The sequence below is a fragment of the Trichocoleus sp. ST-U2 genome (genome assembly GCF_039961875.1).
GTDB lineage: Bacteria > Cyanobacteriota > Cyanobacteriia > Cyanobacteriales > FACHB-T130 > FACHB-T130.
The window spans coordinates 46545-65432 of sequence record NZ_JAMPJY010000034.1 but is presented as its reverse complement, the minus strand read 5'-3'; the positions used below and the strand labels follow the sequence as shown (position 1 = coordinate 65432).

15 protein-coding genes and 1 tRNA gene are annotated in these 18888 nt (G+C 50.0%); 7 read left to right on the top strand and 9 right to left on the bottom strand.

Annotation, left to right across the window (positions count from 1 at the left end):
- Positions 1 to 102: 102 nt before the first annotated feature.
- The gene (locus tag NC996_RS20240; protein ID WP_277879717.1) at positions 103 to 225 is read right to left on the bottom strand and encodes a hypothetical protein; all 123 of its coding nucleotides are present in this window, start codon (positions 223 to 225) and stop codon (positions 103 to 105) included.
- An 88-nt stretch (positions 226 to 313) separates the two neighbouring features.
- Positions 314 to 1441 carry an ABC transporter ATP-binding protein gene (locus NC996_RS20235; RefSeq protein WP_190414964.1) on the bottom strand — a complete coding sequence of 376 codons (1128 nt, stop codon included), beginning with the start codon at positions 1439 to 1441 and terminating at the stop codon, positions 314 to 316.
- 394 nt (positions 1442 to 1835) lie between these two features.
- Here NC996_RS20235 and mrdA point away from each other — a divergent pair, with 394 nt between their 5' ends.
- Positions 1836 to 3632, top strand: a complete 1797-nt coding sequence (mrdA, locus tag NC996_RS20230) for a penicillin-binding protein 2 (protein WP_190414963.1) — start codon at positions 1836 to 1838, stop codon at positions 3630 to 3632.
- 96 nt (positions 3633 to 3728) lie between these two features.
- On the opposite strand, the gene NC996_RS20225 is transcribed toward mrdA, so the two are convergent.
- Together NC996_RS20225 and NC996_RS20220 are read right to left on the bottom strand one after the other, a co-directional pair.
- Positions 3729 to 5126, bottom strand: a complete 1398-nt coding sequence (locus NC996_RS20225; RefSeq protein ID WP_190682213.1) for a DUF4335 domain-containing protein — start codon at positions 5124 to 5126, stop codon at positions 3729 to 3731.
- 204 nt (positions 5127 to 5330) lie between these two features.
- On the bottom strand, positions 5331 to 5957 hold the full coding sequence (locus tag NC996_RS20220) for a DUF3038 domain-containing protein (protein WP_190414961.1): 627 nt from the start codon (positions 5955 to 5957) through the stop codon (positions 5331 to 5333).
- A 399-nt stretch (positions 5958 to 6356) separates the two neighbouring features.
- Here NC996_RS20220 and NC996_RS20215 point away from each other — a divergent pair, with 399 nt between their 5' ends.
- The 4 genes from NC996_RS20215 to NC996_RS20200 all read left to right on the top strand — a co-directional run bounded on the left by NC996_RS20215 (position 6357) and on the right by NC996_RS20200 (position 8966).
- Complete coding sequence (locus NC996_RS20215) at positions 6357 to 6869, top strand: adenine phosphoribosyltransferase (protein WP_190426067.1); 513 nt, start codon at positions 6357 to 6359, stop codon at positions 6867 to 6869.
- Positions 6870 to 6977: 108 nt separating this feature from the next.
- Complete coding sequence (locus NC996_RS20210; RefSeq protein WP_190414959.1) at positions 6978 to 8039, top strand: ABC transporter permease; 1062 nt, start codon at positions 6978 to 6980, stop codon at positions 8037 to 8039.
- Between the two features lie 70 nt (positions 8040 to 8109).
- Entirely contained in the window at positions 8110 to 8403 is a 294-nt protein-coding gene (locus NC996_RS20205) for a hypothetical protein (protein WP_190431952.1), read from the top strand.
- A gap of 179 nt (positions 8404 to 8582) precedes the next feature.
- Positions 8583 to 8966 carry a low temperature-induced protein gene (locus NC996_RS20200; RefSeq protein WP_190682211.1) on the top strand — a complete coding sequence of 128 codons (384 nt, stop codon included), beginning with the start codon at positions 8583 to 8585 and terminating at the stop codon, positions 8964 to 8966.
- A 348-nt stretch (positions 8967 to 9314) separates the two neighbouring features.
- On the opposite strand, the gene NC996_RS20195 is transcribed toward NC996_RS20200, so the two are convergent.
- The 4 genes from NC996_RS20195 to NC996_RS20180 all read right to left on the bottom strand — a co-directional run bounded on the left by NC996_RS20195 (position 9315) and on the right by NC996_RS20180 (position 15177).
- Positions 9315 to 9385 (bottom strand) — tRNA-Gly (locus NC996_RS20195).
- Between the two features lie 80 nt (positions 9386 to 9465).
- Positions 9466 to 10683, bottom strand: a complete 1218-nt coding sequence (locus NC996_RS20190) for a hypothetical protein (RefSeq protein ID WP_190682208.1) — start codon at positions 10681 to 10683, stop codon at positions 9466 to 9468.
- 43 nt (positions 10684 to 10726) lie between these two features.
- Positions 10727 to 11407 carry a molybdate ABC transporter permease subunit gene (gene modB / locus NC996_RS20185; protein WP_190528900.1) on the bottom strand — a complete coding sequence of 227 codons (681 nt, stop codon included), beginning with the start codon at positions 11405 to 11407 and terminating at the stop codon, positions 10727 to 10729.
- A 5-nt stretch (positions 11408 to 11412) separates the two neighbouring features.
- Entirely contained in the window at positions 11413 to 15177 is a 3765-nt protein-coding gene (locus NC996_RS20180; protein ID WP_190682205.1) for a response regulator, read from the bottom strand.
- Positions 15178 to 16046: 869 nt separating this feature from the next.
- On the opposite strand from NC996_RS20180, the gene NC996_RS20175 reads away from it, so the two are divergent.
- Both NC996_RS20175 and NC996_RS20170 read left to right on the top strand, forming a co-directional pair.
- Complete coding sequence (locus NC996_RS20175) at positions 16047 to 16712, top strand: GNAT family N-acetyltransferase (RefSeq protein ID WP_339380388.1); 666 nt, start codon at positions 16047 to 16049, stop codon at positions 16710 to 16712.
- Between the two features lie 451 nt (positions 16713 to 17163).
- Positions 17164 to 17715: a hypothetical protein gene (locus NC996_RS20170; protein ID WP_190414951.1), complete on the top strand. Its 552-nt coding sequence runs from the start codon at positions 17164 to 17166 to the stop codon at positions 17713 to 17715.
- A 46-nt stretch (positions 17716 to 17761) separates the two neighbouring features.
- Here the strand turns inward: NC996_RS20170 and NC996_RS20165 are convergent, their stop codons facing one another.
- Positions 17762 to 18886, bottom strand: a complete 1125-nt coding sequence (locus tag NC996_RS20165; protein ID WP_190682198.1) for a histidinol-phosphate transaminase — start codon at positions 18884 to 18886, stop codon at positions 17762 to 17764.
- Positions 18887 to 18888: the final 2 nt, after the last annotated feature.

The window sequence follows — 18888 nt, the reverse complement described above, 5'->3', positions numbered from 1 at the left end:
TATAGCACTGTCTGCCTCGACGATGTCCGTTCTTAGCGGTTTGAGTGGAGTTACATTCAGGGCATTTCATCCTTCTATTATACCAAATCTAGCATTACTCTTTCAGCAACGCCTACTTTTTAATGTTTGGTGGTAGCCGGAAGCGATCGCTTCCGGCGTCTCTAGCCAACGACCAATGGGTTGACCGGGTTCCCCGAAAGCAAGCGATTGCACTGGTCTGACCATGAGATTCTAACGCTTGTTGAAACTGCATTCAGCCCGGTCGCTGCTGGGAATGTCGGGAGACGTACGGGTAGCGATCGCTGCATTGTCTCTAGGCATTCATTGCCAGACAATCGGTAGCTGCCCAGTGAGCATAGATAGGAGTATGCAAGGCAGGCTCAATTCCCACAGTATTCATCTGCCGAACCGTTAAGCGATCGCCTGAAAGTAACTCCACCACATAATGAACATGAGTTCCCATGTACATCACGTGCTTCAGACGACCTTCAAAGCAGTTGATTGGCATCGCTGGCGGATAGAGACTCAGTTGAATCTTCTCTGGACGCACGCATACCACAACCTCCTGGACACCAATCTCATCCCAAGGCTCCAACGGCTGCACCACAACTGGCAAACCACTTTTGGTGACAACTTTGAGCGTTGAGTAGTCAGAAGCTTCAATCCGCCCCTCAAATAGATTGGTATCCCCAATGAAATCCGCCACAAATGGCGTTTTGGGATGCTCGTAGATTTCAGTAGGCGAACCAATTTGCTCAATCTTGCCCCCGCGCATGACTGCAATCCGGTCGGAGAGACTTAGCGCTTCCTCCTGGTCGTGCGTCACCATTACAAACGTCAAACCGAGGTCTTGATGTAAATTGGATAATTCCACCTGCATTTGTTTACGCAGCTTCAAATCCAATGCCCCCAAGGGTTCATCCAGCAAAACCACCGCTGGACGATTCACTAGCGCCCGCGCTAAAGCCACTCGTTGCTGCTGTCCCCCAGAAAGCTGGGAAGGAAAGCGGTTAGCATAGGTTTCCATTTTGACCAGCTTCAGCGCTTCTTGCACTCGTTCGGCAATTTCGGTCCTGGGTCGCTTTTTAATCCGCAATCCGAAAGCAATATTTTCCCAAACGCTCAAATGGCTAAACAAAGCATAGCTCTGAAAGACGGTGTTCACCGGACGCCGGTGGGGCGGGACATGGTTCATCGTCTGCCCCTGAATCAGCACCTCTCCTGCCGAGGGAGTTTCAAACCCAGCCATTAAGCGCAAAGTTGTGGTCTTGCCACAGCCAGAGGGGCCTAAAATACTGAAAAATTCTCCTCGGTGGATCTCCAGATCAACCCCCCGGACTGCTGTTTCTCCATTGAATACCTTAAAAACCTTGCGGAGTTCCACATCCAGTTCATTTGTAGTCTCCGGAGAGCGTTGTTCTGCTAAAGAAGTTTGAGACATAGTTGATGATTCCCAGTGGCGATGCCCCACAGAGGTTTGAATTGCTCAACACACGCCGTCGCGTCTGTTTTGTGAAGGCTGAGCCGGTGATGCTTGGTTGAGCGTTGATTGCTAACTTTGGTTTATTTTAGCTGTCGGACTCAGTCCGATTGCGATTCGCTTAAAAATTTGCCATTCTTTGATTCGTTGAACCTGAAAAAGTACATGACAAAGTACAAGTGATTCCCGCTCTGTGCTGGATGCTATTTCCACGGCACTCATTTTCAGGACACCTCCAGTTCATCTTATTGAAGTGTGACGGTACACTATGTAGGAGCAATCCCTCTGTGAATTGCCACCCACTCAAAATACCTTTTGTTTCCCTGTTTAGAGCCAATTTATTCAGCCTCCTGCTATGACCTTAATCGCTCGGTCTTCCTCAATTGGGCGTCAATCCACCCCCCGAACTGTGGGCCGACGTCTCCAATCTGTAATTATCATGTTGCTCGTTACCTTACTCTTGGCGGGTGGGATTGGCGCTCGTTTAGTTTTTTTACAAGTGGTTCAGGGGGAACGTAACCGACAGCTGGCAGAAAACAATCGGATTCGTTTGATTCCCAAACAGCCAGCCCGAGGCACCATTTTCGACCGCAAGGGAAGAGTTTTGGCGAGCAGTCGGCTGTCTCACTCGGTTTTTTTGTGGCCCATCGCCCGCAAGCAGAAGGATTGGCCTGCTACCCTCAGCCGCCTTTCGGAACTGTTAAATGTTCCTGAGAAAGAAATTCAAAAGCAACTAGAAAAAGCCGGTTATACCTCGACCTCGCTGTTACGAATTGCTCGTGACATCAATCCTGCCCAAATTACGGCACTTGAAGAGTACAGGAGCCAACTAGAGGGCGTAGAGGTGGATATTGAAGGGGTACGAAACTACCCCAACGCTGAGGTGGGCGCTCACGTCTTAGGGTATACGGGGGAAATGAACGATGAAGAGCTAGCCAAGATGAAAGATCAAGGCTACCGCTTGGGTGATGTGATTGGTCAGATGGGTGTGGAGGCAGCTTTTGAAAAACCGCTACGGGGAGAATGGGGCGGTCAACAAGTTGAGGTAGATGGTGCGGGTCAAGTGCTGCGGATTCTTGGTCAGAAAAAGGCGAAGGCTGGCAAAGATGTGCAGTTAACGCTGGATCTGGATTTGCAGAAGGCTGCGGAGCGGGCATTGGGCGATCGCAAGGGCGCAATCGTGGCAATGGACCCCAACAATGGGGCAATTTTGGCAATGGTCAGCCGCCCAGGCTTCGATCCCAACGTTTTCTCTAAGCGGATCACCCCAGAAACTTGGAAGAAAGTACAAAGTAAGGGCAACCCCTTCGTCAACCGCGCTTTAAGAGTCTTTCCACCAGCGAGTACCTTCAAGATTGTCACGGCTAGCGCTGCGATTGAATCGGGTAAATATTCTCCGAATACGGTATTAGCAACCTATCCTTACTTAACCGTCGGTGGGATTCGGTTTGGGGAATGGAACCATGCTGGATTTGGCCCCTTGGGATTTGTTGGGGCGCTAGCGATGAGTAGCGATACTTTCTTTTATCAGATTGGTAAAGGAATAGGTGGTCCCACCTTGATTGACTGGACTCGGAAGTATGGCTTTGGTCAAAAAACGGGGATTGAGTTAGCTTCAGAAGAATTGCCGGGGTTGGTTGCGGATGCAGCCTGGAAGGAGAAGCGATTGAAGCAGGAATGGACTATCGGAGACACGGTGAATATGTCCATTGGTCAGGGCTTCTTGCAAACGACGCCGCTACAAGTTGCCGTGATGTTTGCGGTTCCGGCAAATGGTGGCTATCGAGTTAAACCCCACCTGCTCAAAGATAATGAGGCGTCCAAAAACTGGCGAGAGTCCTTGAATATGAAACCAGAAACGCTAAGGGTGGTGCGCCAAGGACTCCGAAGCGTTGTGACTAGCGGCACTGGAAAAGCGGTGAATGCGCCAACGCTACCCCCGGTTGCCGGGAAGAGTGGTACGGCAGAGGCTCCACCAGGACTGTCTCACGCCTGGTTTGGTGCCTATGCGCCTGCGGACAAGCCAAAGATTGTGGTTGTGGCGTTTGCGGAACATTCTGGAGGCGGCGGCGGTAAGGTAGCAGCCCCAATGGTGTTAAAAGTTTTGGAGGCTTATTTTCAGGTCAAGAAACCTGTTAAACCCGTTAAGTAAATTGTGAGGGGTTAGTTGTTAGTGTTTAGAGGAAAGGCTAACAACTGACTCCTCACAACTGACTCCTCACAACTGGCTCCTGACTATTGACTGCTCTCAATTTCTCTGCAACGACCTAACTTCGATGGTGCCGTTGGGTGCGAACACCACTCTGAATTGGGCGAGGGGTTCCTGCGGGACAGCGTCTGGCGAGTTGCTCGGCTGGAATAATTTAGGCAGGGGCGTTTCATCCTCGTAATCAAAGGCTGGTTGATTCTGTGGCTCGTAATCGGCGACGACACCGTCTTTGTTTACGGCGACACGGTATTGTAAGCTCCGTGGAAAACTGGGAGTGGCTTGCCAATTTTGCTTGAGTTGTTCGGAAAGCCGAGCTTCTAAACCCTCTATCTGAGCTGAGTCGGTAATTTCTGGACCGAGGCTGGGCTTTTCTTTATACCCATACCAGGGACTCACTTGGGGGACGCCTCGTCTAGTAAATACCACCCGGAACTGAGCCAGGGGTTCTTTGCTGATGTCGCTACCAGTGGCAGGGATATAGAGCAATTCTGGGAGCGGAGTTTCTTCTAAGCGATCGCGTGCGGCTGAGTTAACGGGCTTGTAACCCACCACAGCTCCGTCTTTCCCTACGCCCACCCGATAAACTAAGTCTTGCCGAAACTGGCGGCGGGTCGTCCACTTCTGATAAATGTTGTTTTGCAGTTTCCGTTGTAAGAAGTACAACTGGGTGGGATCGGTCAGCTCTGGTGCTGCTGTCACCAGGGTTTCCAAGTCGGTAGCTTCAGCGCTAGATGACGTGGGACTTGCTGTCGGCTGCTCGGACGAGACAGGGCTAGCAGGCGTCGTTAAGCTGTTGGGCTGGGGCAAGGGATCTTTGAGGTTCTTGACTTCGGGAGGGGGAACCCTAGAAAACGCGATCGCTGCCAACGCCAAACTCGTGACCCCAACTGCTGCTGGTGCGGCGCGTTGTGCCACCGGCACTTCAGCCTTCGCATAGCGTTTCGGAACCGGCGCGATTGACAGCATGATGTCTGGCAGGGTGCGACCATCAGCCAGGAACTGATCCACCGCCTCCACCAAATCAAACAGCTGTACCGTCGTGATATCAACTTGTCTTGCTTGGAGGGTTGTGGCTGTCCCACTGGATGCGCCACTATGAGTCGAGTCTCCACCACTTCCCGGCGACTCAACAATTAACCGATGCAGATGGGCATCTATTTTCTGAAACTGCACTAAGCTTGGCTTGTCTTTCAGACTATGGGAGTGAGGCACCCCACTCAAGAATTCTTGAGCATAGTTGCTGGCTGCTGTCACCAGGCTTTCAAAAAAGTCACGTCCTCCCGTTAATGGCTTCTCCTTACCCGCAAAATGGCACTCAGCATTAACCAGGATAGACATTAAGGGTCGGGTGTCCACCTGACCAGCAGCTGTAGCATCGCTTAACCCTTCTAGGATCAGCGTGCAGTTAGGCAGACTGTACGGACGGCGAATAGTCATTTTCAGTTGGTGATTGGTAATTGGTAACTGGTAATTCGGGAAAAAACTAATAGGTAATTGGTAATTGGTAACTGGTAAGTCGGGAAAAGTTTTAAGTTTTGAGGGTTGAGTTTTTAATTCAAGAACTTTCTTCTCGTCTTAAAACGCAACACCAATGCTCATCACTCTTATTCTTGATTACCGATTACTCCTTTTCTATGAAAGTTACACTTCTCCATCAAAAAGGCTGCTCCAAAATCTTTGCATTCCAGACGTTCCCGTACAAAATAGCAGCTCGCTTAACAGCTCAATAGCCAGATTGTTTAACTTCTCATCAGAGTTATAGGCGGCGACACCAGCGCGTCGTGGATTCATTCGGCTCCGGAAGTGAGCGCGGAACCTTTCTAAATACTCAGACAAGCGAAAATGATGTTCTAATGGCACCTGCTTGTCACGCAGTTGTTGATAAGCCAGTAGCAGCTGCCGGATCAACACGGTTAACCGCCGTGCTAGATGGCAGACTAGGATCACCATCGCTTTGGCTTCATCCAGGGTTAGCAAACGGCGTGTATAAGATCGTCGTAGCGGGTTGCTGCTTCGGATTCGCCAAAGGTGTACCCGATTTTTGATAATTCCCTGGAGTTCCAAATCCTTCGCCACTGTCAGCATTGCTTCAGACCCTCCCAATTCCAGGGCTTCTATTGCTAGTAGCATCAGGTCAATTTGTAGCCGAGTTCGACGCGGACACCCACTTGACGACGAAATCGGTGGGTCAGGGAGATTGTCTAAAATCAGCGGCATTGACTCTCGTGGAGGACTGTTTAATGGCATTACGCTCACAGAAAGATTCATTCCAAATAGCAGGACAGTTGAACTGGTTGATGGCTCGCACGGGCTACAACGAATTGCATATGGAAATCAATGACTTTTGACGGTTACATTTGTGTCCATCTGCTATCCGATTATTTATATGCCCAGCTGGATTTTACTAAAATCAGGGTGTCGCGATCGGGATTGAAGCTTCGGGCAAGTGGATGATTTTGGAGGTGGTTGTACTTGAATCATATAGATACGACTACTCACACGCCTCAATAGCTGCCCGCTGGCTCTTGAGTGTTAGGAATGCTCCAAAACCGTGCAGCCTTCTAGTGTACGATTTTCCAGGTATATCCTTGCACATCCGGGGGAGATCCTGCCTCTGTGATGCAACGGATACCGAGTTTACCTACAACCCTCTTTTTACGAGCTGCTATGGATCTCAAGTCTCTGATACGCGACATTGCAGACTTTCCTAAACCAGGAATTCTGTTTCGGGATATAACGACGCTACTGCGAGATCCGGAAGGACTGCGCTACACCATTGAAACCTTAACCGAAAAGTGCGCCCAGTTGTCTCCAGAGTACGTCGTTGGGATGGAGTCGCGGGGTTTTATTATTGGGGCACCTCTGGCATACAAACTGGGAGTTGGGTTTATCCCCGTCCGGAAGCCTGGAAAGTTACCAGGTGCTGTTCACACGGTTGAGTATGAATTAGAGTACGGGATGGATCGCCTAGAGATGCATCAAGATGCTCTACATCCCGGAAGCCGTGTTTTGATTGTGGACGATCTGATCGCGACGGGTGGAACGGCAACGGCAACGGCTGAGCTGGTACAGAAAATTGGCTGCACCTTAGTAGGATTTGGATTTATCATCGAGCTAAGAGATTTAGGTGGGCGTCAACGACTTCCTGATGTGCCAATTGTGACGCTGGTTGAGTATTAGGGAGCAACTGCTCATGGCTAATTGCTAATTGCTAATGGAAAACAAGCTATTAAACAATTAGCGATTAGCAAGTTACAAAAATTTTGGCGATATGGGATTCTATATTTCATGACTTCTACTAGAAATTCTTCAGGTCAGAATGGGTTAACAGCTAGTTTAAATTGGCTCAAAAGGCTGGTCACAAGTGAAACTTTCCTCTACGTGGCAAAACGGCTATTACAGGCAATTTTGACTTTGTTTCTAGCCTCGACGCTGAGTTTTGCAATTAGTCAGATGGCTCCGGGAGATTATTTAGATACTTTGAGGCAGAATCCCAAAATTTCCCCGGAACGAATTGAGGAACTCAGGCAACAGTTTGGTTTGGATAAACCAGCGATTGAACAGTACCGACGGTGGCTGTGGCAGATTTTGCGCTATGGCAATTTTGGTACGAGTTTTGTCTATCAGCGTTCGGTGTCATCGCTGTTGTGGGAGCGTATCCAAGCGACATTGGAACTCGCGATCGCTTCGGTGATTCTGACGTGGGCGATCGCGATTCCACTGGGGATCGTCGGTGCGGTTAACCAAAATCGCGCTAGCGATCGCCTCCTGCAAGTGCTGAGCTACGCGGGACAAGGGTTTCCCAGCTTCATCACGGCGCTGGTGTTGCTAATTTTCGCCCAGTACACTTCACCCCTATTTCCAGTCGGTGGCAGAACCAGCATCAATCACGCCGATTTATCCTGGTTCGGCAAAATTTTGGATATCGGTTGGCACATGATTTTACCCACCCTAGCGCTGAGTGTCACCAGTTTTGCAGGTTTGCAGCGAATTACCAGGGGAGAATTACTCGATGTTCTCCGCCAAGACTATATCCAGACAGCTCGTGCCAAGGGACTCCCCGAAGACCGGGTGATTTATGTTCATGCCCTCCGCAATGCGATTAATCCCCTAATAACGCTCTTAGGATTTGAGTTTGCCAGTTTGTTAAGTGGGGCATTTATTGCCGAATTTTTCTTCAATTGGCCGGGATTAGGACGGTTGATTTTACAGGCAGTTACTATCCAAGATATCTACTTAGTAATGGCAAGTTTGATTATGGGGGCAGTGATGCTGATTGTCGGCAATCTTATCGCCGATTTATTGCTTAAGGTAGCCGATCCGAGAATTAAGCTGGAAAATCTTAAATGAGGAAATGGCTAATGGTTTTAAACTTGTCCAATTATCAATTACGGATTAGCCTATTATCTTTGCATTTTCTATGTTTTCCCAAGTCTATTACCTAATTCGTTCGAGAGCTGATGGTCAATATCTTTTAGCTCAACCCGATACAAGTTCTTCAACCAGTAGCTCTGGCTACTTGTTGATGTTTGGCGAACATTTTGATGCCCTAAGCTATCTCAACGCCCATGCCCCAGATGTCAGCGATCGCTTTGCTGTCGAGTCTATCTCTGGAAACCAAGTAAAAGGGTTGCTGCAACGCTGGGGATTTAAGGGAATTGGGATGGTTGAAGACCCACTATTACCCAAAATTCAGTTTTTATCGCCAAGTTAAGCCAAATTATTGACTTCTATTGCCTTTTCTAAAGATTTATTGCAAGTATACCTAGGTACAGATGTCAGAAGCTCCAAAATTTGAGCAAATAAGAGAGGTCGTTCAGGCAGTTGTTTCGTCTGATCCGATCAACAAATCTTAATAGTGCTAATTTCGACAAATTAGGAGAGAGGGACTCTATGAAATCGATCCGTTTCAACCTGTCTGCTTGGGTACGTCCAGTGCGTATGGCGATCGCTGCTTGTTTTTGCGCTTTACTACTGTTCAGCTATGCAACCCCAGCCTACAGCAGCCCAAAAACCCCCACCGGATATAGCGGCACCACCAGTCGCCCCGGAGACGGAGAAGCCAATCTGACGAAGATTGAAGAGAAATCACAAAAGGCGGTTCTGAAAGACCCCTATTCGCTTAAGGAGACTCAGAAGGAAGCCCAGCAGGGTCTGAATGAAATTCAAGGATCTGCTGATGCTGAGAAGATGAGTACCAACGAAAATTCGCAAGGCGTCCAATCAGTTGAACAAAAAGTTCAGAAAGCTCTGGAAGGCATTACCGGCAAAGACTAAGGAAATAGTATTTGCTCAAGACTGAGCGCCCTAGTATCTGCTGAGTGCGGATGCAGGGTCTCATCATCAGGGCAACTCCGCAGGGGTTGTTCTTGATGTTATATAGGGCAGGCAGGAGTCTGCCTTGTTTTTTTAGGCTGGCGATGCTGAAACGCTGGCTCGTTAGACCGTGTGACGGCAATAATGCCCTAGAATTGGAGTTCTCTTGTGGCTTGAGGTCTAAGTTCAGTCTTCAAGCAAGACGGTTAAGTAATTTGGCAATGTGGACAACAATCTGTCCGCGCGCTCAAATAATTTGGCAATCAACAGATAACAATGACAAATAATTAGTTAATTGACCCGAGAAGAAGCGGGTGGCGAGAATCGAACTCGCATCATCAGCTTGGAAGGCTGAGGTTTTACCACTAAACTACACCCGCAAATTGAGGTATGGTCAAACCATAACTAGATTAGTATACCACAATTTTTTAGAGCTTGAGTAGGGGAGGCGTGCATTTTTTCACTGGGAGAGAGGAGAAATTCGGATAGAGACTTCCAGCAAGCTGTCAACGGCTCCACCTCCCATGTAAGCAGGTTGAAACCTCCAGCCTTGAATTAGCTCATTGACAAACTGCGAATCGTTTAAATTTCCGCTTCCTTGCAGCACTCGCTGAACTGACGGTTTACCCGTGTTATCAATCAACAATAAAACTTCCAAGACGATAGGCTCGTCGGGAGCTTGCCCAGTTAGCAGCGGATAATCAAGGTCGGGAATTTGTTTCTGCTGTTGCTGCGGTACGGCTAATTGGTTCGGCTCATCAGTGCCAGCGTTACCAGAGCGGACATTGAACAAAGTTGCCACAACACCTCTACCTTGGGCTGCGGGCGCTGCGGGTGCGGGTGACGGTGTGCTTTGTGCCTCCTCAGCAGGCGGTGCGGGTGGAATGGGAGCTGGGGCTGGTGGGGCTGGGCTTGCCTGTACGGGAGGATCTGGCGGAGGGGTGACAGGAGCTGGGGATGGTTCGACGGGTTGGGACGGTGATGGCTGCGGTTGAGATGGCAGTGCAGGTGCGGGGGTTCCTGCATCTTGGGAGGATGACCCCAAGGGACGACCCGTTTCAGGGGCTTGCTGCGGCACAAATGGCGGGCGCGAGGCGGGTGTAGGAATGATGGGTCTGGTCGCAACCACATCAGAGTTCGGCTGCTGTCTTTGCGGGGTAGAAGGCGAGCTAGCCGAAGGGTTTTGAGCTTGAGGGAAAGGATTTAAACGGATTCTGAAAGAGCGCTGAATCCTCGGTTGAGAATTTACCGGAGGATTTTCTTGAGGCTGCGCGGGTATCGGTTGCTGTACAGGGCTTCTACCTGGAACGTTAAAATTGCGATCGCTCTCTTGTCTTTGTTGGGGAGTTGCCGCTTGTGGCTCTAACCTCTCTTCGGAATAGGGAACGGAGGTAATTAGCTCAACAGGAATGGGTTCCGTAGCCACATCGACGCTGGCAGATCCCATGATTACCCGCTGCAACATCCACATCCCCAATACATGGACAATTACAGAAATTAGAGTGTAAATACTCCACAGCGTGGATGATGTAGACCGATTCCGGGCATCGACTCGCTGCTGGGAGGCGATCGCATCTGGCTTCTCTAAGGGAGGTGGAGCCGATGCGCTAACGAGATGTAAGTGCCGAGTCGGAGGACTCTGAGCCGGATCGTTGGGGCGCTGGTTTGGTAGTGCCATTCTCAAAACTTGAAGGACTCTTATTGTTAGAAACAGTAGACGTTCACCTGAATCCGCTACGTTCCAGAAAATTTGTCAGAAAAAGAATGAACAGAGACAGCGAGCTGAGAATAACCACCAAAATCAAGGCGATGTTGTCGCGTCCCGACTGAACGGCTTCGTAGATTGCCATTGGCATCGTTTGCGTGACACCGGGAATATTCCCCGCAATCATTAAAGTTGCGCCAAATTCCCCTAAAGCGCGGGCAAAACTGAGGACAATTCCTGCAAGGATACCTTTCCAGGCTAAAGGCAACCAAACGCGCCAGAGGGTTTGCAGATTCGATTGACCCAATGTCGCAGCGGCTTGTAAGTAAACGGGATCAACACTTTCTAAAGCTGCCTTTGTGGTTTTTACCATTAGCGGTAACGCCATAATGCTTGCCGCTAAGACTGCACCTTGCCAGGTAAAAATGGGCGTCCAACCAGTCGCTTCGTAGAGAGGGCGTCCGATTAACCCCTGGCGTCCAAAGAGAACCAGCAGATAAAATCCCACTACAGTCGGCGGCAAAATTAGGGGCAGCGTGACGATAGCATCCACCCAGTTTCGACCGGGAAAGCGGTAACGTGCTAACAGGTAGCCCAGCAGTCCCCCTGCGATCGCAACAAAGACGGTGGAAATCAGCGCCACCCACAACGATAAGCGCAAAGCGGAGAACAGTGCTGAGGACTGAGGACTCAGCACTTTATTCAGTCCCCAGCACTTTCTTTAAGTTCAACCGCAAAGGTGAGAACGGTCTCATCGATGCCTTTGAGCTTGAGTGGGCTGCACTTGGTCATTTCCTGCTCGTCCAGGTAATCGGCAACGGCAGCAGAAACCAGGATGCAATTCGGCTCCGCTGCTTCTTGAAGGCGAGAGGCAATATTCACGCTAGGGCCGATAGCCGTGTAATCCGACCGTTGATTGCCTCCGAACATTCCCACCACGGCGGTTCCTTGGTGAATGCCGCAGCGAAACTGGACGGGTGCGCGATCGCTCGTGCCGACAATGCCTGCTTCCAACCATTTCTGATTGAGTTGCTCCAAAGAAGCGTGCATTTGCCGCGCCGCACCGATCGCCCGTCGTACCTGCTCGTTGGGTGTCAGTTCCTCTGGGGCACCAAACAACGCTAAAATTGCATCCCCCATAAACTTATCTACCGTACCACCGTTATCAAACACGGCTTTGGTCATTGCTTCCAGATATTCATTCAGCAACTCAGCCACTCGTCGCGCTCGCAAGGTATTTGCCAAACTGGTAAAACCCACGATGTCGCTAAATAAAACCGTAACCAACCTAGGTTCCGGACTCAAATCCAGCTTCAGTTCGCCTTTTGCCGCCTTCTGCACCATCGTTGGAGGTAAAAAGCGCTTCAGCACCGACTCAGTCAGGTAAGAATTCAGCTCCACCACCCGGCGCTCATTTTCCTTGAGCGCTAGCAAATTGTGGACTAACGCTAACAATTCCCGGTCGTTAAATGGCTTAGCCAGATAAGCATCGGCTCCCCTCTCAGTGCCTTCAATCCGAGTATCTTCGTCTACTTTGGCGGTGAGCAAAATAATCGGCGTTCCCTTGAGTTCTGGGTTTTCTCGGAGCATCCGAATCATATCCAAACCGGACACAAAGGGCATCATCAAATCCGTCACGATCAGATCGGGTCGCCTTTCCTTAGCGACGGCGAATCCTTCGTTGCCGTTGCGAGCCATGCAAACTTGATAGCCATCATTTAGCAAAATCCGAGACACATAAGCTCGTAAATCTGGATTGTCGTCCACCACTAAGACGGTGTGAATGACGGAGGAATTGACGCTGGAGGCGGATAGTGGTTGCGACTCCGTAGGTAGTGAATTCGGAGAAGATGCTGCTTCATCCTGTCTCAAAAGTTCCCAGTCTCCAGTTTCTTCTTCCACCTCCAAATCTGCCAATTCCACAGCAGCGCGATTGGATTGGACTTCAGTTGGCACTTCCAACACCTGATCCAGCGGTAGGTGCGCGGTTCCAGTTTGCAGCCAAACGGTAAAGGTGCTGCCTTCTCGGTAAACCGACTCGACAGAAATTTGACCGCCGTGGAGTTCCACCAATTCTTTCACCAGCGCTAAACCCAAGCCACTGCCTTCATAGGAGCGGTTGACTGACCCTTCCGCTTGACGGAAGCGCTCGAACAGATGGGGGATTTGTTCCGGGCGAATGCCAATGCCAGTGTCTGAAACCTGGATTCGGACGTGATCTCCAGCGGGTTGCACTAGCACGGCTATCGTACCTCCCGCTTCGGTAAATTTCATAGCATTAGATAAAAGGTTGTAGAGTACCTTGTCAAATCTTTCTAAATCTAAATAAACTGGCTGACAGGGTTTCATTTCGAGTGTCAGCTGCAAGCCTTTTTTCTCGCAGTAGGGGCGAAAAGCTTCGACAATGGTTTCGATAAATTCTACTAAGTTACAAGGACGGAAACTGGCTTGCATTCGACCGGCGTCGAGTCGTTGGATATCCAGCAGTTGATTGACCAGTCGCAGTAAGCGGCGGGAGTTGCGTAGGGCGATCGCAGCTTGATCGTAGGGCATATCCTGATGCTGATTAACCGCTGACTCTAGCGGCCCTAGCATCAGAGTCAGCGGCGTGCGAAATTCGTGAGAGACGTTCTGGAAAAACTCGGTTTTCTGCCGGTCTAATTCCAGTAACCGCTCCGCCTGCTGCCGAGTTTTTTGATACAGTCGGGACTGCGTGACTGCGATCGCTGCCTGTGCTGCCACCGCCTGCGCTAATTCAACCTCTGAAGCGTGCCAGCGGCGAGGTCGGTTCGTTTGGCGCAAGGTAATGCTACCAATAATCTGACCATCGGAGAGTAACGGTACCACCAACAGCGCCCGCGCCGGACTCCGCAGCGGGAGATCGAACCCGTTCATTTCGGGGTTCCGATCCAGATCGTGGACTGCCACGGGGTTTTGTGTATTTAGCAGCTGTTGCAACACCGGATTTCCGGCAATTGGGACAACCGAGTGGGGTAATTGAGGATTCTTCGCTTGCAGCGAAGTATGATTGCCGAGATGCGGAGCTAATTGCATTTTGGTGACAAATGCTTCGCTTGTACGGTCGAAAATCGGGTCCTCGCTCACCGATGTATCCAGCACCAGGCTTTCTGCCCCGTCATACAAGCCCACGCATTGAACAAACTCATCCTCTCTCCGCCACAGCGACAGGGCACAGCCATCCACTTGCAAGGCTTGTCCCAACTGTTGCGTAATCGCTGCAAAGATGTCCTGCGGGTCAAGGCTAGAGCGGATTGCCGTTGTAATCGTATTGACAAGTGCCTCTCTTTGTGCAAGTCGAGAAACCTGTTCGTAAGCCCGCGCCTGGGAAAGAGCCAGAGCCGCTTGATCCGCCACCATCACTACCAACTGAATCTCATCATCCTGCCAGACGCGCGGCTGTCCGCACTGGTGCAGCGCCAGAACTGCCATCAATTCCAGTTGGCAATACAGCGGCACCACCAAGCTAGAGTGGATATCCGCCTGTCGCATTGCCTCTAGGCGTTGCCTAATTACAGGGGTATCGCCTGGAAGTCGCTCATCTGTTTCGACATCATTAATGACTTCTACATCGTGCGTTTCCCACACCAACTGGCTGAGAACTGAGGACTGAAGACTCAAGACTGAGTGGGGATCTTCATTGTGCTGCCCAGTCTCGCTCTCTCCCAAAGAAGACTCAGGGAGCAAAACTGAAGACGGAGTCGTATATTCTAGTGACTCCTGACTCCCGCCTTCTTCCTCCGTCCTCAGTCCCGCCGTTCTCTGTCCTGACGATGGACTCAGTTCGGAAATGATGAGTCCTGAGGATTGCCGCTTACCTTTTGCCTCTTGTCGCTGATAAATGAATCCTTCATCTGCCATCCCGTCTTCCTGGAAGGGACGCAAAATGCACACGCTGACCTCCAGCATATGACCCACGGTTTCCACAATCGTCTGGAGGACTTGCTGAAGGGGCGAACCGCCCCGCCGGTACTGGGCGTTGCGAATGGTATTCGTGACTGTATTGAGCAGCGATTCGCGGCGCAGCGTCCGACATAGTTCCTCAGTCCGAACCTTCAAAACGTTGTGGGTATCCATTGCCTGCTGCACCAGCGCTTTTAGCTCAGCTGCATCCCAGGGTTTGGTGACGTACTTGAAGACCTTTCCGGCGTTGATGGCTTCCACCAAATCTTCCACATCGGTGTAACCCGTCAAAATAATCCGGATAATATCTGGGTACTGGGTGGCGGTGAGGCTGAGAAATTCTGTGCCGCTCATCAGGGGCATCCGCTGATCCGAGATGATCACGGCAACATCCCCCTCATGCGCCAGAATCTCCAGCGCCGCAGGGCCGTTATCTGCCCTGAGTACCTTATATTCTCGATGAAAAGTGCGATAGAGCAGGTCGAGGTTATCGGGTTCGTCATCGACGACCAGAATTTTGGGCTTTTTACTGGCTTGGGATTTCATGCCCCGCTCTCCTGCTGTAGTATGGTGCAGCTCATGCCTACGCCCATGCAAATGCAAAACAGTCTCCATTTCATGCACAGATTATTCCAGCGATTGAGATGGAAAAGCAGATGGGAGATAAAGATAGACGCTCCCTATCCAAGCTACTATCCGCATCCCACTGTTTCCGAATCCGGAGGCTGTGGAAATTGCCTGGTTGCACCCTAATTAATCTTAATTTTTCAGTTTCAGTACTGCTGTACCTTCTGGTGTCGATTTTCGAGAAACACCCCGGTTCTGGCTCATGCTCCCCGCTCCCCTTGCGGGGAAGCCTTGGTCCTACCCAACAGCGGTTCCTGAGAAATCGGGGTAGGGTGTAGGCAATGCTTATGGTCGTCAGACGACTGACAACGAACCTACCCAGTTCAATAACTTTTTGGGGAGAAAATGCACTTGTCACTTACTTTTTATTTAAAATACCCGCTCTTCATTTCTGACTTTAACGTTTGGGCGTGGATCTCAGTTATAACTACTGCGATCGCGCTTCCATATCCCCTGCTCCGAAATTGATCGATAACAGGCTGTTAGAGAAATACCTGGACGAGCGCTGCTGCTCCGGACAGGATAGCGATGCTGGCTCTACCGTCCGATGCCAATTTTCCCTAGGCCGATGCACTCCTTGTACAATAGTATCCTTGCTGGAACAAAAGAAGCTTTGCCTAAGGTAGGCATTCTTCCAGGCTAGGGCAACCTAGAAACTCTCCAGCCTAGCAACTTGTCAATCTTCCCAGTTAATTCATTTTGCTCCAGTACCCCGATCTTAAACCTGCAAAAATCACTGCAAAATGATCTAGGATGAAACCTGCTAGATATCCAATTTACGCTCGGCTGTGAATCCCTGCTTTCCACTCTTGCACCGCCAACCTGAAAGAGCCGCACAACCGAATGGTGCCTCTCACTTTATCATCCGGGCAGCCCACCAAAATGATGTGACCAGCCTCACCGAGATCCTGGCAGATAGCTTTCACCCTCGGTCAGGAATTTGGGCTTTGGCCTATCCGTTATTTCGACTGGGAATTTACGAAGATTTACGCAATCGACTGCGCTTGATTCCTCCGAATTACATCTGTTTAGCCGCTGTCGCTTCGGGTAGTACCAATCAGGGGAGAGGAGAGGATTCATCCCCGTCCCCAAAAGCACAAGAACGCCAAGGAACAAATGCTGATTCCGTGGTAGGGACGGTTGAAATGGGGCTTCGTCCCTGTTCCTGGCAACCCTGGAGTTCTCAATATCCTTACATCTCGAATTTGGCTGTCCACCGCTCGTGTCGGCGACGGGGAGTCGCGCAGCAGTTACTGCTGCGCTGCGAACGAACTGCTTTGGAATGGGGATTCTGCGACCTCTACCTGCACGTGTTAGAAAATAATCATCAGGCACGGCAGCTTTATCTGAAGGCGGGATATCACCTGCACCATGGCGATCCCAGCTGGAGTGACTGGCTGCTGGGGCGTCCTCGACGGCTGTTCTTGCACAAACACTTGCCTTCTGGAAGCTAAAATAACCCTCCCCTCGCCTCCCTGAGATTCTCTAGATTTGAGGATGATTGGGTTGAAAATTGCTAGCTAGAAAAGACGTTTAATCAATTCAATCAGTCTTTAAATCAGTCAGTGACTCTTGCTTGTCGCAACTTCACATTAACTTTAAACAATTGTCACTTTTGGGGGTAGATTATTGAAGAATACCCAATACAGTGAGGTTGTGGGCGACTACTGGCTGTTGTATTTTCTACGCTCGGACAAGATGCCATAAAATAAAATTAAGAATTACCGCTTGGTGACTTATACTAATGTCAAATGTTTTGATAATGTAATTATTGTTTACATACATAATAGATGGCAAACTGAATCTCAAGCTTGCAATCCATCCAGAACTAACAGACTTGGGTTTGCCTCTGTACTTCCGGTTCGGGTGCATGCCCAAAGAAAAAATATAGCAGTAAGAGTTGACATGGATAGCGACAACCAACAGCGCTACCAGACTGTCCTATACAAAGCGGATGCCAATCAAAGCCCTACCTGTGTCGCCCGCTCTCAAGGCTCTAATGGCATGAATAATGAAAGCCCGAACCCTGACGAGGAATCGTCTGATATCCTTAATCAGCTGCATGATAAACATCTGTTGATCGTGAATAGTCGCCGTCGGAATGGCTTGATCCTCTACAAACACTACCATGCAGAGTTTGCTGGGCCAGGAGCGGCTGTGGGCGGATTGTTTGATGTGGATGCGAAATGGGTGTTGCCAGTGGGCAATTTGTCATTGGTAACTCCTGAATCCGCTCAGGAACGGCAGAATGCTTATTTGATTCGGAGACAGTGGATTCGACTCACGAAACAAATTACGGATAACCCCGTGCCGCTGCAACGAGCACAGAAGATCCTCGAACAGTTTAAGCAGTTCTTTGGCACGGAGACGCTGACGCAAGTACCTGACGATGCCTTTGCGCTGTTGGTGGGGGTGTTGCCAGATACTATCCGCAGGGCACGGGATTTGGAGGATTAATTAAAAATTAAAAACTTCCTAGTTTTTAATTTTTAATTAATCCTGCTTAGTTGATTGCTTTTAAGGCTGCCAGGAGATGCTGGCGCGATCGCTCATTTTCTTCTTCACTGCCTACCGTCAGACGAATACCGCCGCCGGTGTGACGAACTAAGGTTCTCTGTTCTTTGAGTTGCTGCGCCAATCGAGTCAGGGCTTCCTCTGTCGGGAGACGCAGGTAGATGAAGTTTGAGGCACTGGGCCAAACTTGTAAATCCTGTTGCTCTTTGAGAAAATCGAGTAACTTTTCTCGTTCGCTAAGAATTTGGGGAATGCAGCTAAGTAGCAGTTGCCGCTGGGAAAGGGCAAGTAAAGCGGCAGCTTGGGTGAAGCTGGGGAGATTGTAGGGGAGACGGACTTTTTCGAGGGCGACGATGAGTTCTGGGTGAGCGATCGCATATCCTAGTCGCAGTGCTGCCAGCCGAAACGCCTTGGAAAATGTTCTGAGTACCACCCAGTTTGGATGCTGCGACAATTCACCCACCACGGTTGTCTGGCTAAATTCAAAATAAGCTTCGTCAATGACCACCAAAATATGCTCTGGCAAACTCCGCAGCCATTCCAATTCAGCGGTAGTTAAGGCGTTGGCGGTGGGGGAGTTGGGATGAACGACAAATACCACCCGGATTGGCGGATTCTGGGTTTCCTTAATGGCTTTTTGGGCAGCGGCAAGATCCATTTCAAAATTCGCTTCCTTACGCCCGACATTCACCACAGGAATGCCTAGGGTATGAGCCAGAATCGCGTACATGGAGAAGGTGGGATCGGCGACCAAAATCGAGCCTTCGTTGCCGAGACAGGTGGCAATCAGGAGGGAACGAATTAGTTCATCCGAACCGTTACCTACAGAGATGTTGGCTGGGGTAATGGGGGCGTCTAAGGATTCGTTCGTGTATTGGGCGATCGCTTCTTTGAGTTGGGCATGACTGCCATCAGGATAGCGATTCGTCTCAATTAGCTGCTGATAAGTCCATGCCAATTTTTCTTTTAATTCTTTTGGTAAATCAAAAGGGCATTCATTGGTATCCAGCCGATCGATTGGAATTGAACCCGTGACTGGACTTCCTGATGCGCCGCCTGGGTGGGGCATATAGGCGCGTAACTGAGATAAATCTGACCGGATGAACGAGAACATAA

Bases quoted from the DNA above. Each gene is read 5' to 3' on its own strand.
- NC996_RS20240 (WP_277879717.1), bottom strand. From the start codon at position 225: ATGGTCAGACCAGTGCAATCGCTTGCTTTCGGGGAACCCGGTCAACCC.
- NC996_RS20235 (WP_190414964.1), bottom strand. From the start codon at position 1,441: ATGTCTCAAACTTCTTTAGCAGAACAACGCTCTCCGGAGACTACAAAT.
- mrdA (WP_190414963.1), top strand. From the start codon at position 1,836: ATGACCTTAATCGCTCGGTCTTCCTCAATTGGGCGTCAATCCACCCCC.
- NC996_RS20225 (WP_190682213.1), bottom strand. From the start codon at position 5,126: ATGACTATTCGCCGTCCGTACAGTCTGCCTAACTGCACGCTGATCCTA.
- NC996_RS20220 (WP_190414961.1), bottom strand. From the start codon at position 5,957: ATGAATCTTTCTGTGAGCGTAATGCCATTAAACAGTCCTCCACGAGAG.
- NC996_RS20215 (WP_190426067.1), top strand. From the start codon at position 6,357: ATGGATCTCAAGTCTCTGATACGCGACATTGCAGACTTTCCTAAACCA.
- NC996_RS20210 (WP_190414959.1), top strand. From the start codon at position 6,978: ATGACTTCTACTAGAAATTCTTCAGGTCAGAATGGGTTAACAGCTAGT.
- NC996_RS20205 (WP_190431952.1), top strand. From the start codon at position 8,110: ATGTTTTCCCAAGTCTATTACCTAATTCGTTCGAGAGCTGATGGTCAA.
- NC996_RS20200 (WP_190682211.1), top strand. From the start codon at position 8,583: ATGAAATCGATCCGTTTCAACCTGTCTGCTTGGGTACGTCCAGTGCGT.
- NC996_RS20190 (WP_190682208.1), bottom strand. From the start codon at position 10,683: ATGGCACTACCAAACCAGCGCCCCAACGATCCGGCTCAGAGTCCTCCG.
- NC996_RS20180 (WP_190682205.1), bottom strand. From the start codon at position 15,177: ATGAAATCCCAAGCCAGTAAAAAGCCCAAAATTCTGGTCGTCGATGAC.
- NC996_RS20170 (WP_190414951.1), top strand. From the start codon at position 17,164: ATGGATAGCGACAACCAACAGCGCTACCAGACTGTCCTATACAAAGCG.
- NC996_RS20165 (WP_190682198.1), bottom strand. From the start codon at position 18,886: ATGTTCTCGTTCATCCGGTCAGATTTATCTCAGTTACGCGCCTATATG.